This is a genomic window from Pseudomonas sp. AIG, assembly GCF_977020205.1.
Genome location: NZ_CDROCK010000007.1, coordinates 65,852 through 79,324 on the forward strand (window position 1 = coordinate 65,852; position 13,473 = coordinate 79,324).

The window sequence follows — 13,473 nt, forward strand, 5'->3', positions numbered from 1 at the left end:
GATGCATGCTCCTTGATGGGGAATAAACGCTGGACGGGGGACTCTCACCTTGTTTGCCCACCCCCCTCGAACGTAATCTCATCGAAGATCGCCTTCTTTTCGCTACGCTGGCTGAGCACGCTTAACTTGAATGTGCCGCCCGTGACGCTGGAAACCACCACCCGCGTGAGTCCTTCCTGATTGGTACGCCCTTGTTTGCCCCGGAAGATCACCTTGTTTTCCTTGCCCTCACCACTTTCGACACTCCAGTCCACCAGCTCGTCTACCCCCAGGTTGCCAAAACCATCCATCAACGTTGCGTAGAGTTCGACTTCCTGGCCCGCTTTCACGACCCCTGATGGCACCGGCGAACTCAACATCGCGACGAAATCCAGCGTCTTCACGTCGGAAATGAGGGAGATGACCTTGGCGTTTTCAGGCTCAAACAGATCCAGCCAGAAAACGGGTGTGTCCACGCCCATTGCGGTGCCGGGTTTATAGGTCGCCTCGAAGGTGCCGTCGGGCTCGGTATGGCCTGACTGGATGTCGCCCAGACTGGCGCGAAAATGCACACGGATACCGCTCAATGCCTGCCCGTCGGGATCTGTGAGCGTAACCGTGTAAGTGGCTGTTTGGGTGGAGCGGGCGATAACCTCGGTGGGGTGCACATCGCAAGTCATGGTCACAAGCTGGCGCAGATCCCCCGCCACTTGCGCAAGCGGTGTACGCGCCTCGGACTGGCTCAGCAAGGCCAATTCGGCGGCCTCGGCGTAGGCTTCCTTGTCCACGGTTTCAGGCAAATGGCCCACCAGGAAAATCGTCAACGCGTCCATCCCCGTTATCGTCGACATCTCACGGACGCGGATAAACAGAGCCAGTTGCCCAAGGTTTCTCAGTAGCGGCCGCTGCGGATCCATGCGATTGATGCATTCGCGCACCTCCTGCACGCTCCAGTCGAAAAACTCGGCCAGTCTGATCGTAGAAGCCTGATGCAAGAGCCACGTGGCATGCTCGCCAAGGGATGCTTCCAGTGCGTTGACTTCGCGCAGGTAGTCGAGCAGCTTCTGCGCCGGTTGCGTGCTCAAGCCAAATGCCCGGTTGAGCGTGGTCAGGTGATAAAGGGTGCTGACGGTAAGGTCTTCCTTTTTGGCCTGCCCCATCCAGGCGTCATAACCGTAATCGAGATAATCCTCTAACAGGGTGGCACTCAGTTCCAGCGTTGAAACCACCTCAGCGCGTCGCCGTACATCGGCCAACAGCGTAAGCCACTCATCGGCATTCGGGTTGCGTCTGGATGGCTCGGTGCTCGGATCGTTACGTGATTTTACCTGGCGCAAAAACTGGTAAACCGTTTTGCCGGCCCAGTTCAGCACCGGTATTGCCTGATCCGGTTCAATCCCGGCATAGGCTGACAGCGTTTCCTTGACCAGTGACATCTGGGCATCCCGGGCCTCCAGCAGCACTTTGAGCAGGATGCCGGCCAAGTGCATGCGCAACCCGGGTTCCAGGGTAACGAGGGCATGATCGACTGCCCACTCAACCCTTTTTTGCGAATCAATCAAGTACTGCTCCGGCGTCCCGGTGGGCGCCAGCACCAGTCCATCGGTATCGATAACAGGCTTCAGTTCTGCACCGGAGTCCATTGGCGCAACATGCGCCACCAGGAAATCCAGCCAGCTAGCCGTACCGGCAGGCGGCAGGCCGGCCATCAACACCGATGCATTGGAGAATTGCGCCGTAGGCAGCAGATTGCGTATTTGCCTGAACAACGGTTCATCCGGCTCGGTGCCTTCACGCGCGGGGGGTAGGGTCGCCGTGTGTTGCAACACCCACAGCACCGGCAAGTTGTTTTGCTCACACCACTGCACGCACGATTGCAGAGCATCGATGATGTTCAGAGCGTCCGGTGTCGCGCTGTCGGTCGAGCCAATTTGTGGAGTGCCCGCCAACTCATTGAGCCAGGCCTCTCCCCCCACCAGTAGCAGCATCAACACGCCTTCGACGGGGGTGATGCTCAGCAATCGGGACAATCGCACCAGTCGATAAAAACTGGAAATGACCGGCAAGCTGCGCTTGAAACTGTTGTCGCTGACGCTGTGCGCCTTGGCCACTTGCACGGCCAGATACTGGTAAGTCTGGGTGTCGATCCCCAGGCCATTGCACAACTGGCTGATGGTCAGGTTGACTTCGCCCGGTGCGGGCGTCACCGGAAATTCACCGTCATCGAGTAACAACGGTTGACGATAGCTGCCTTGACTGTTGAACACCTGATCGAATTGCGATAACGCTTCGCCGCGCCCGTAAATGGCCAACTGATCGATGAATACCGCAAAATCCGCCGCCGTGCAGTTGTAGCGTTCGCGCATGGCCTGGAACAACCCGAGGGCATGCACGACGTTGTCCGTGATCCACCATTTGGTTTTATCCGCACCGCCGCGTACTTCAGCCCTGATTGCGGCAGCCAGCAGGGTGTCGACCTGGTCACTGGGCAGTTCCAGCCAGTTGCACAGACGCACCATTCGGTTCATCCGGTCGAAGGCGGCAAGCCCCTCGACATCGTCGTAAACAACAGACAATCGATGCAGAGACGCAGGGCCTTCATCGGCAACGTTGATGTTCACGCCGGGGTGTGCATTGGCGTTGATGTAGACCGATCCGAAACGCCCGCTTTCTGGCGGCGTCGGGACGGGATCTTCGGCGCTCCTCGCAGGGTTCAAAGGAGGATCCTTGGGGAAACTCACATTGGCCGAACGCACCGGGGCGAAATCACGAATGGACAGCAAACGCTCAATCGCCAGCGTGTCGAGCTTTGTTTGTGCGCCGAAATACGGAACCTGATTCAGATTCTGCGGCCCCGCACCCTGTTCTATGTCTGAGCCATAGTTATCCCGGTAAAACGCGTCAAGGTCTGCCAGCGCTACGGGCGACTCCGTTAACACTTTCCGCTGATAGGGTCCGAATCGCGTCGAATGTGCCAGCGCACGTTCGGCGAAATCAATCCAGGTGCCGGACTGCAAAAAGTAGGGGTAGTCCAAATGAACCGTGTGGGCAAAATCACCCACTGACAGATTGTTGAGTTGCGCAACACCGTCAAGGGTGACCCAGTGATGGTAGTAAGGCAGGCCATTGGGATAACGCGCTTCAATCATCGCGTCTTCGATGGTCTTTTGTGTCTGGTTTTTTATCGGATGCTCATTAATGAAACGTTCCAGAACCGAGACAATGATGTCCACCGAAGACACCAGCCGGAACACTGCACTGAAATCCACAGACAGATCCATCAGATCAGCACGACGCTTATTGAGCGGGTAGCCTGGCGGGTCGAGTTTTACCGATTCGATCCGGTCGCGGATCCAGAGCAACAAAAAGATCAGATAGGCTACCGGAGATATGAGGGACTCCAAAGAATCCGGCAGAGCCAGTTTTTCGAACTCGGTCTGGAAAAGCACCTCATATCGGGGGCCAGTCACCAGCGACAGCAACCCGTCCGCCGGCTCGGCAACGCCACCGCCACCGTGCAGTTGTTGCTCGATGAACTGACGGCTCAGGTAAGTAGCCATGCTGTTGGCACGCCGTAAAAACCGCTGGGCGTCCTGCCTGTTCATCTGATACTTGCTGGCCAGGTACTCCACGCCTTTTTCCACCAGCGGGAAAATCGAGCCGCCGTTTTCCAGGTAGGTTTTGAGCGGTTGCACACTCGCGTTCTGCGCGGTTGGGTCTTCAGGAAACAACTGCGCGTACAGTTGCAGGCCGGGACGGCGCGGATCAGCCATGATCAGATTCCTTGGGTCGAGAGCTGGCCTGAACCGCCCGATGTATTCATCAGGCGGCCCATTTCGTTGTAATCGATTTGGCGCTGGATAGTCTTAAACGTCTACTGTCATAAATGACAGGTTTTATGACCGTTCGTCGGCATTTCCTGACTGAGCGTCGCTGGGCAACCGCTCGACCTCGAAGCGTGCGCTCTCGGCCCAATCGGACAGCCCTGCTTGCGGTGTGAGCGCTTGCCGGAACCGGCACCACGTGCCGCCAGGTCGCAACGACACATCGGATTCACCGCGCCATTGGTTTGCGGCGACGGTCAGCGGCGGCGTCCATTTCAGCTCGGGATTGAACCAGCTCGCGATTTGCCCGACGCCCTCCTCGCCCGTGCCGGCAAAGGCCACCGGATCATGCACCCACCGCCCGGCTGCCGGTTCCGAAAGGAGGGGCAGGTACAGGCCCGCCACGATCTTGCGCGAGGTGGTGTCCGACTCGAAGCCATCCAGCACGGCCTTCACCTCCAGCCCCCCCTCGCCGTCAGCCTGAACCTCAACAGCGATCGACCAGGTGCGGTCCTCCAGCACGACAGTACTTTGCATGGCGCCCCCCAACGTCACCGTCACGGTGTCGCCCGGCACACCGAAACCTGACACCACCAACTGCCGGCCGACCGGTTCGTCCTCGACCGGGGTCTCGACAAAAGGCGCTGCCGGGACCACGTCATAGGTCAAATATTCTGTGAAGGCGGACTCATGTGTGTTGCCTTCGTCCGTGAATATTTGCCGGGCGTGGATGACGCAGGTGCCCACAGGCAACGTCACTTCCTGCTGCCAGTCGCCGCTCGCGGGCACCGCGATTGTGCTCAACCACGGCTCGGCCGCCCCCTTGAACCAGATCTCGACCCGCGCGCGCGGCAGACCAACGCCCTTCAGTGTCCCGGTGCGCGGCAGCTTGCCACCCTCCTGTGGAATGCTGATCTGCGGTGGTGCCACCACCACGTTGAAGCGTCGGTGGTCACTTCTGTCGGACGGACGTCCGTTGCGCTCCTGTTGCGCGAAGATCGTGAGTTCACCGTACTGCAAAGCGGTGAGCGGGATGGCCCATTCGCCGTCCCGGACCAAAGGCAAAGCATCGCCGATTTTTTGTTGAAACTGAGACTCGTACAGTTGCATCGTGGCGCCGCTCACACCGTCGCCGCCCTTGATCAGTACATCCGGCCCCACCTCCCCCCCTTCGGCCGGATACGTGATCACCGGTTTGAGCATGGCCGGGTAAAGCGTGAATTCTCTGGATTGCGGCTCCGAGTTCTGCCCTGCCACTCTCTGGGTAACGCTGATAATTTGGGCAACATCAGCAGGAAACGGCGCTGTTCGCTGGAACGTCCACGTGTCCTTATCCACACTTGCGGCATAGTCGTTGTTGTCGCCGCGAAAGGTAATGCTCACCGTGGCACCCTCTATGCAGGTGCCGCGGAACATCGGTCTCAGGCCTTCCCGGGGTGGTTCCTCCACCGTCGGTGGCAGGGGTGGAATCGAGACCTTCAACTCCACACGGTTGAGTGAACAATGCCCCGCCAGGCACTGCTGAATGTGGACTTGCCGCTCCAGCACCGGCCCCCACTCTTCATTGGCTGTGCTCGACCAGACTCCGCCGCTCACGACCGCATCAGGGGCAGCCTTGAGGTCACCACCAGGATGGTAAAAACTCACGGTGGCGCCGTTATATCCCTTACCACTGAAAACCGGCCGGTAGGCTTTGGTATGGGTCAGGTCGGTGACCTCCGGCATGTTGTTGCGGATTTCGAACTCATAAGGCTGCGACTCGATCCAGCCACTGGCGTTGTCCTGGATCTTCTGCACGACCTCGACTGAATAAACTCCAAACGTCCAGCCTGTGGATGTTGTCGCCCAGGAACCGTCGGCTCGCACAATGACATTGGCCGGCGTGTTCGGCGGCTTGTCGCCCGGGTAACGCTTGAGGGTGAACTGAACCTGCGTTTCGAGGTACTGGTCGTAATGACCGTGACCGGAAAACGTCATGGTTTCTTGATTGAGGGTGTACTCGACCGTCGGTTTGCCCGGGCGTACCCGTATGCCGAAGGGTTCGCTGGTTATTGAGGTTATTCCGGTGACTGTCTGCGTGCCGAAAATCGAATGAGGACCGGGTGTAAGGATGCCTTCCCGGCGCCATACACCCGTGTCGGGAAGTGGCCAGCCCACAGCCACGGCATTGCTCCCCATTTGCTCCGAATACACGTCGACCCTGTTCTGATAGAAACCGGTGGCACCGGTCCCCTCGAACATCGATTTCATTTCCACGATTGGCGGCGACGCGGGATTGGGCTTGGGTGCTGTAAACACGGGAGGGCCAATAACATAAAACTCTTGAGGGTCGCTCCAGTCGGAGTAGCCACCACCCAGATTCTGTCTGGCAATAATGGTGTAACGTGCCCCTCGCGCGAAAGTATGGCTACTGGTTGCGAGCCATTCGCCGTCGGAATCAACTGGATCGGATGTGGCCACAAGCATGGGGGGTTTTGCTATGAAAACACTGATGCGGGATCCCGGCAGCGCCCCGTTGCCCTTGAACACGGGTAGAACACTCTCGACGGGCAGATTGGTGCCCGGGGATGTGATTTTGACTATGCCTAGAACCGTGAACGTTTTCGTCTGGGTATATCGACCCAGTGTCCCATTGACGTCTTCGCGGATTTGTAGTTCATGAACGCCTTGGTAAAGGCCCGTCGACAATGTGACAGTCCAGCGCCTATCAGATTGAGTGGTGTGCGTGGTGCTCATCGTGGCTTTGTCGGCAGGACGCACAAGCCTTATCACACTGCCAGGACTTGCAGTGCCTGATACCCTGACGCCAACCACACTAACGGCATCAAACGCGGCAGGCTTCCTCACTTCAACATGCTGGGAAGTCCACGGAGCCCACTCGTCACCTCGCCTCCAGACACCATCAAATTTGGCCTTCCCTTCTACAAGTCCATTGACCTGAATAGTGTTCCAATGAACTGCCTGGAACCAATCTCCATCAAGAATCTTCCTGCTCGAGTTTGCGGAATGAAATTCCATCCACGCCTGATTATGTTCACCGGCATACGATGGAATACTGAATGTAATCGGCGTATCAGGGCCGACAAGAATCGTGCTGTTTTCGTATAGAAACTGGAGAGGCTTCCAAGCCTGAACATCTGAACTCCCGTCATCCTCGTTCGAAGCATGCTCAACCTCAGGAATAAAAGTACTCTCCGACATGATCGCTCTCCGTTGGCCAGGGGTCTGGCAGCCAGGTCTTGTTTTTACAGAACTCGTGAATACACAGGCACCTGTAAAACCTGACAGTCCCGACGAGCGGTAATAGCTACACTAGAGCAGGCTGAAAGCGCCCTGCACCGGCTAACGCCGCTTGGTCATATGCAGGGAAAACACTGGATGACGAGTGAACGATTGCAATGATTTGACGCTTGTGCGGGGGTACCCGAAAGGGTGCTTTCGCGGGCAAGCCTGCTCCCACGGGTTTCGTGCCCACCACAAATCGAAGGTGGGAACGAACCGGCTCGCGAAGCTTTTAGCGGGTTTGAATCAGGCAGACGCCGGCATCGGCTGAAAACTGAAATACTGCTGCAACGCCTGCACCAGTTGCCCGAATTCCGGCGGCGGTCGCTGCACGATGAAGCCGGCGTCGTAATGCAGCGGCGTGGCGTCTTCATGGCACCACACGCAACACGCGGTGAAGTCGATGACTTGCTGACAGCCATCGCTGGCAGGGATTTTCAGGCGTAACTGGAAGTCCACCCCGATCATCATCGGCAACTGACTGATCAGCATCAGCCCGTCTGCGGAGACGTTGCCGAGAAAACCGATGGGCTTGTCGGTGACGCTGTTGAACACTCTGAGGAAGTACGGCAATTGATGCCGTTCGATCCGGCGGTCGGTAAACATGCGCAGTTCGCCATGCAAGGCTCCGTCACAGAGCCGCACCTTTGCTTCGGAACGCGCCGGTATCGCCGGCACGCTCTCCCCGCTTCCGGTGTGACAGTCGCTACCTCGCTGTCACGTGACCACTTGCCAGTCGCAGGTGTTGCCCCGGATTAGAAACAATGCTCTAAACCCGGATCATTCGACTATAGCTCAGCCTGTACACAGGGCCAGATTTTGTATGACAACTGTCATCAGAAACGGGTCGGGCGCACCACGGCAGCAGCACTGCGCGTCGGGTAATGGCCCAGGCTCTGCAAGGTTTCCAGACGCGCGCGGGCGCGGAAGGCGTATTCGCTGTTCGGGTAAGACGCAATGATGAACTGGTAGGTCTGCGCGGCATCGACAAACATTTTCTGCCGTTCCAGGCACTGGCCGCGCATCATCGACACTTCCGGCCACACGTACGGGCGGGCACGGCTGGCGCGTTCGACCTTGGACAGCTCGAGCATGACCTGCTCGCAATTGCCGCGGTCATAGGCGCTGTAGGCGTTGTTCAAATGATGGTTCATCGACCAACGGGTGCAGCCCGTGACGGCGAGGACGCTGAGGGCAAGGGCGGCAATGGGTACGAATCGCATGAGGGTTCTCCTGTCTTGAGCAATGTATCGACCCAGAGTCGGAAATCTTCAGGCGCGTTTGTCCCAAAGTTGCCGCGTTCAATAAAGAAAACAGAAAGTAGTGCAAACGAACAATGACTACACCCTCCGAGCATAGTAGCCTTCGCTAGCGCTTGAACTCAGGAGTCTTTGCATGTCCGTCCGTCGTACCAAAATCGTCGCTACCCTTGGCCCGGCCAGTAACTCGCCGGAAGTTCTCGAACAGCTGATTCTGGCTGGTCTGGACGTTGCCCGTCTGAACTTCTCCCACGGCACCCCCGACGAGCACAAGGCTCGCGCGAAGCTGGTGCGTGACCTCGCTGCCAAGCACGGCCGCTTCGTCGCCCTGCTCGGTGACCTGCAAGGCCCGAAAATCCGTATCGCCAAATTCGCCAACAAGAAGATCGAGCTGAAGATCGGTGACAAGTTCACCTTCTCCACCAGCCATCCGTTGACCGAAGGCAACCAGCAAGTGGTCGGCATCGACTACCCGGATCTGGTCAAGGACTGCGGCGTAGGCGACGAGCTGCTGCTCGACGATGGCCGCGTGGTGATGCGCGTTGATACCGCCACCGCAACAGAATTGCATTGCACCGTGACCATCGGCGGCCCGCTGTCCGATCACAAAGGCATCAACCGTCGCGGTGGTGGCCTGACCGCACCGGCCCTGACTGAAAAAGACAAGGCCGACATCAAGCTCGCCGCTGAAATGGAAGTCGACTACCTCGCGGTGTCCTTCCCGCGTGACGCTGCCGACATGGAATACGCCCGTCAACTGCGCGACGAAGCCGGCGGCACTGCCTGGCTGGTGGCGAAGATCGAACGCGCCGAAGCCGTGGCCGACGACGAAACCCTCGACGGCCTGATCAAGGCCTCCGATGCGGTGATGGTTGCCCGTGGTGACCTCGGTGTGGAAATCGGCGACGCCGAGCTGGTAGGCATCCAGAAGAAAATCATTCTGCACGCACGCCGCCACAACAAAGCTGTGATCGTCGCGACCCAGATGATGGAGTCGATGATCCAGAACCCGATGCCAACCCGCGCCGAAGTGTCCGACGTGGCCAACGCCGTGCTCGACTACACCGACGCCGTGATGCTGTCTGCTGAATCCGCTGCCGGTCTGTACCCGCTGGAAGCTGTTCAGGCCATGGCGCGCATCTGCGTCGGCGCTGAAAAGCACCCGACCGGTAAAACCTCCAGCCACCGCATCGGCAAGGAATTCACCCGCTGCGACGAAAGCATCGCACTGGCGACCATGTACACCGCCAACCACTTCCCGGGCGTCAAAGCGATCATCGCGCTGACTGAAAGTGGCTACACCCCGCTGATCATGTCGCGTATCCGTTCTTCGGTGCCGATCTACGCGTTCTCGCCGCACCGCGAAACGCAGGCACGCGCAGCGATGTTCCGTGGCGTGTACACCGTACCGTTCGATCCGGCTTCGCTGGAACCGCACGAAGTCAGCCAGAAGGCAATTGACGAACTGGTCAAGCGCGGCGTTGTGGAAAAAGGCGACTGGGTCATCCTGACCAAGGGCGACAGCTACCACACCACCGGCGGCACCAACGGCATGAAGATCCTGCACGTGGGCGACCCGCAGGTCTGAGTGACGCGCTGAAAAACACGAGCCCCGCCATGTGAGTGCCGGGGCTTTTTGTTTTCTGATCTCGAAGCCGTGTTGACTGACCTGACCCCTTCGCGAGCAGGCTCGCTCCCACAGGGGTTTGCGCTGATCACAAAAATGACGGTTCGCTCAAATCAACTGTGGGAGCGAGCCTGCTCGCGAAGGGGCCAGTGCCGACGGCGATATTTCAGTGCCGTTTGATAAACCCGGTCAACGCCGCCAACGCTTCCTGCGAGCGCAGTCTTTGAGTGAACAATACGCCCTCCTCCTCGATCACCTTACGGATCAACGCGCGATCCGGCGCTTTCATCAATTGCTTGCTGATACGCACCGCCTCCGCCGGCAGCTCGTCAAAACGCAACGCCATTTCCCGCGCCTTGCGCAACGCCGCATCACCACTGCCCAACGCCTCAGTGGCAATCCCCCACTGCGCAGCCTGTTCACCGCTAAATCCTTCGCCGAGCAACAACAGCTCCGCCGCTTTGGCCTGCCCGAGCAAACGCGGCAAGATCAGGCTGGAGCCAAATTCCGGGCATAACCCAAGATTGACGAACGGCATGCGCAACCGAGCATCGCGGCTGACATAAACCAGATCGCAATGCAGCAACAGCGTGGTGCCGATGCCCACTGCGGCGCCAGCCACAGCGGCAATCACCGGTTTGCGACACTCGAGCAAGTTGAGCATGAAGTGAAACACCGGACTGTCGAGGTCGCTCGGGGGTTGCTGGATGAAGTCGGCGATGTCGTTGCCGGCGGTGAAGCATTCGGCGCTGCCGGTGATCAGCACGGCGTTGATCTCAGGATCGTCATCAGCCTGCTTCAGCGCCTCGGCGAGGCGGCTGTACATGGCCCGGGTCAGGGCGTTTTTCTTGTCCGGGCGGTTGAGGCGCAGGGTCAGTAAACCGCGTTCGCGTTCCAGCAGGATGGCATCAGTCATGGCGTGTCTCGCGTCTGAAAACTCAGCGCTCAACCACGGGACAGAAACACATCGGCCAGCAGTTGATTACGCGGTAATCCAGCCAGGTACAGACGTCGGGCAAAGGCGTCGACACTGGCCGTCGAGCCGCAGACTAAGGCCAGGGTTTGCCGGGAAACAAGGCGCAGTTGCGCCAAAGCGGCGGCTGACTCGGCCGCCGTCCACAGCTCGACGCTGAGGTTTTGGCGCTGCGCGGCCAGTGCGGCAAGGGGTTTGGCCAGATAATGCTCGCCAGCATCATGGGCTACGTGAATGACACGGATCGCGCCTTGGTGATCCTGGCGCAAGGCTTCACGCAGCACGCCGAACAACGGGCCTAAACCCGTGCCGGCGGCCAGCAGCCACAGCGGCCGGTTGTGCCAGTCCGGGTCGTAGTGCAAGGCGCCACCGCGCAGTTCACCGAGGCGGATCGCGTCGCCGATCTGCAAACGTCGGGCCGCATCACTGAATTCGCCGGGCTGGCGGCAATCGAGGTGGAATTCAAGCACGCGGTCTTCTTCCGGCAGGCTTGCCAGCGAATACGGCCGCGCAATGTGATTGATCCACAACACCAGATGTTGCCCGGCGCTGTAGCGCAAGGGCCGCTGCGGGGTCAGACGCAAACGCAGGACGCTGTCGCTGAGCCAGTCCAGCGCCTCGACCACTGCCGGGCGACCGTCGGTGATCGGGTCGAAGGTGTGCACCTGCAAGTCTTCGACAACCTGACACTGACAGGCCAGACGCCAACCTTGCTGACGCTGTTCGGCGCTCAAGGCGTCTGGGCGATTGTCGGCGGGCAGGCCTTGCACGCATTGCACCAGGCAGGCATGGCAACTGCCGGCGCGGCAGCTGTAAGGCACGGCCACGCCATTCTGATTGAGGGCATCGAGCAGATTGCTGCCCGTGGTCACTGACCATTGTCGTTCACCGACGCGAAGTTCAGGCATCGACGTTCTCCCACGCGGCCGCACAACGATTGCGCCCGTCACGCTTGGCCCGATACAAGGCCTGATCGGCGCGCTGCAAGGCATCGTCCAGATCATCGCCCAATGCCAGCAAGGTCATCCCCGCCGAGAGACTGAGATTGCGCACATTCAGGCCGACCAGTTCGACATCGGTGAAGGCAATGCGCAGACGCTCGCAGCACGCGGTCAGCCGTTCGGCATCGCAATCGGGCAACAGCACGACGAATTCCTCACCACCATAGCGCGCCAGCACATCGCCGTCGCGCAGACACGCCTGAGCAACGCCGGCGAAGGCCTGCAACACCTGATCACCGGCGGCATGCCCGTGCAGGTCATTGATGCGTTTGAAGTGGTCGAGGTCGATCAGCGCCAGGCCGTGCACGACATCGTCGTCCATTTCATTCAGCTCTCGCGTGGCCAGCCGCAGAAAGTGCCGACGATTGAACAGCCCGGTCAATTCATCGGTGGCGACCAGATCTTCCAACTGCCGCATCATCCCGCGCAGGGTGTCCTGATGCGCCTGCAAGGCAAACCGGCGCTGACGCTGGCGTTGCCGCGACACCTGGACGAAGCGTGCATAAAGCACCAGCCACGCCAGCACCATCGCCAGAATGCACACCTGCAAGGCGGCCAGCGCCGGCTCGCGCAAGCGGAAGTAGTAGCCGTCCCACAGCGTGATCGCGCAGAAACTGAAGAACACCAGCAGGGCACAGCGGATGAACGCCCGTCGACTGAGATGGAACAGGCCGAACAGCAGGATCAACACATAGAACACCAGAAAGGCGCCGCGGGCTTCATCCAGATGGGCGATCAGCCAGGTCTGCCAGCCGAGGCCGATCAATACCTGCGCTTCGGTCAGGCTGGGATCGGCAAAGCGCAGGTTGCGCCCGCTCCAGAACAGCACGAACAACACCGACTGGCTGATCACCACCAGCGCACTGCCGACGGCCACAGAAGTCAGGGACTGCTCGTAATGACCGGTGAAAAACGCCAGCCACAGCAGCAGCAAAGCCAATCCATAGGTGGCCGCAGCGAGGGCAAAGCGTTTGAGCAAAAGACGTTGAATGGCGTTATGGGTCAATCGTTGACTCACCGTGCGATAAGAGGCTGACCGAGTGTCCTACTCTACAGACCGGCTGCCACTTTAGAGGCGTAGTCGATAAATGACCACCGATTTTCGGGCTCGAAATTTGACGTCAAAAGTGTGGCCTGCGTATACCGCCAAAAGCCCCTCACCCTAGCCCTCTCCCGGAGGGAGAGGGGACTGACCGAGTTGTTTGTTGGCAATACGCCGACCTGAAATACCGAGCCGAACTCAGGTTAGAACAACATAAGATCAGCTCCCGCTCCTGAGCCGAACTCAGGTCTGAACAGCATGAAATTCGGCTCCCTTTCCCGAGCCGAACTCAGGTCTGAACAGCACGAAGATCGGCTCCCTTCCCCCCTCGCCCCTTGGGGGCGGTCCGACGTTTCGGGAGGGCTGGGGTGAGGGGGTAGATCCTGAAGTGCCAACCCGCTGGCCGATATTCGCCCAGCCATGCGACCAACGAATGACTGCCGGCGCGTGTACGCCCCACCGAGGCGCGGTATACTGCCGCGCCTT

The 13,473-nt window shown here is 59.3% G+C and carries 8 protein-coding genes; 1 reads left to right on the plus strand and 7 read right to left on the minus strand.

The annotated features are described in order from the left end of the window. Positions 1–44: 44 nt before the first annotated feature. From ACWR1S_RS06720 to ACWR1S_RS06735, 4 genes are all read right to left on the minus strand, one after another. On the minus strand, positions 45–3,611 hold the full coding sequence (locus ACWR1S_RS06720) for a Tc toxin subunit A (RefSeq protein WP_454562905.1): 3,567 nt from the start codon (positions 3,609–3,611) through the stop codon (positions 45–47). A 264-nt stretch (positions 3,612–3,875) separates the two neighbouring features. After that, positions 3,876–7,004 (minus strand): hypothetical protein, encoded by a 3,129-nt coding sequence (locus tag ACWR1S_RS06725; protein ID WP_454562906.1) that lies wholly within the window; start codon positions 7,002–7,004, stop codon positions 3,876–3,878. A 327-nt stretch (positions 7,005–7,331) separates the two neighbouring features. Further along, on the minus strand, positions 7,332–7,691 hold the full coding sequence (locus ACWR1S_RS06730; protein ID WP_454562907.1) for a PilZ domain-containing protein: 360 nt from the start codon (positions 7,689–7,691) through the stop codon (positions 7,332–7,334). A gap of 230 nt (positions 7,692–7,921) precedes the next feature. Continuing rightward, on the minus strand, positions 7,922–8,308 hold the full coding sequence (locus tag ACWR1S_RS06735; RefSeq protein ID WP_242208145.1) for a tetratricopeptide repeat protein: 387 nt from the start codon (positions 8,306–8,308) through the stop codon (positions 7,922–7,924). A gap of 172 nt (positions 8,309–8,480) precedes the next feature. Between ACWR1S_RS06735 and pyk the strand changes: the two genes are divergently transcribed. Continuing rightward, a complete protein-coding gene (gene pyk / locus ACWR1S_RS06740) occupies positions 8,481–9,932 on the plus strand; it encodes a pyruvate kinase (RefSeq protein ID WP_016983110.1) in 1,452 nt (483 codons plus the stop codon). A 205-nt stretch (positions 9,933–10,137) separates the two neighbouring features. Here pyk and ACWR1S_RS06745 read toward each other — a convergent pair whose 3' ends face one another. Genes ACWR1S_RS06745 through ACWR1S_RS06755 form a run of 3 tightly spaced genes read right to left on the minus strand, consistent with a single transcriptional unit; the run spans position 10,138 to position 12,951 of the window. Continuing rightward, positions 10,138–10,887 (minus strand): enoyl-CoA hydratase-related protein, encoded by a 750-nt coding sequence (locus ACWR1S_RS06745; protein WP_454562908.1) that lies wholly within the window; start codon positions 10,885–10,887, stop codon positions 10,138–10,140. A gap of 29 nt (positions 10,888–10,916) precedes the next feature. Next, complete coding sequence (locus ACWR1S_RS06750; RefSeq protein WP_454562909.1) at positions 10,917–11,852, minus strand: iron-sulfur-binding ferredoxin reductase; 936 nt, start codon at positions 11,850–11,852, stop codon at positions 10,917–10,919. After that, on the minus strand, positions 11,845–12,951 hold the full coding sequence (locus ACWR1S_RS06755) for a diguanylate cyclase domain-containing protein (protein WP_454562910.1): 1,107 nt from the start codon (positions 12,949–12,951) through the stop codon (positions 11,845–11,847). Before ACWR1S_RS06755 ends, ACWR1S_RS06750 begins: the two co-directional genes overlap by 8 nt. Positions 12,952–13,473: the final 522 nt, after the last annotated feature.

What these genes read in the sequence shown, in the direction of transcription:
- ACWR1S_RS06725 (WP_454562906.1), bottom strand. Translation starts at nt 7,004, where the DNA reads ATGTCGGAGAGTACTTTTATTCCTGAGGTTGAGCATGCTTCGAACGAG.
- ACWR1S_RS06730 (WP_454562907.1), bottom strand. Translation starts at nt 7,691, where the DNA reads ATGTTTACCGACCGCCGGATCGAACGGCATCAATTGCCGTACTTCCTC.
- ACWR1S_RS06735 (WP_242208145.1), bottom strand. Translation starts at nt 8,308, where the DNA reads ATGCGATTCGTACCCATTGCCGCCCTTGCCCTCAGCGTCCTCGCCGTC.
- pyk (WP_016983110.1), top strand. Translation starts at nt 8,481, where the DNA reads ATGTCCGTCCGTCGTACCAAAATCGTCGCTACCCTTGGCCCGGCCAGT.
- ACWR1S_RS06745 (WP_454562908.1), bottom strand. Translation starts at nt 10,887, where the DNA reads ATGACTGATGCCATCCTGCTGGAACGCGAACGCGGTTTACTGACCCTG.
- ACWR1S_RS06750 (WP_454562909.1), bottom strand. Translation starts at nt 11,852, where the DNA reads ATGCCTGAACTTCGCGTCGGTGAACGACAATGGTCAGTGACCACGGGC.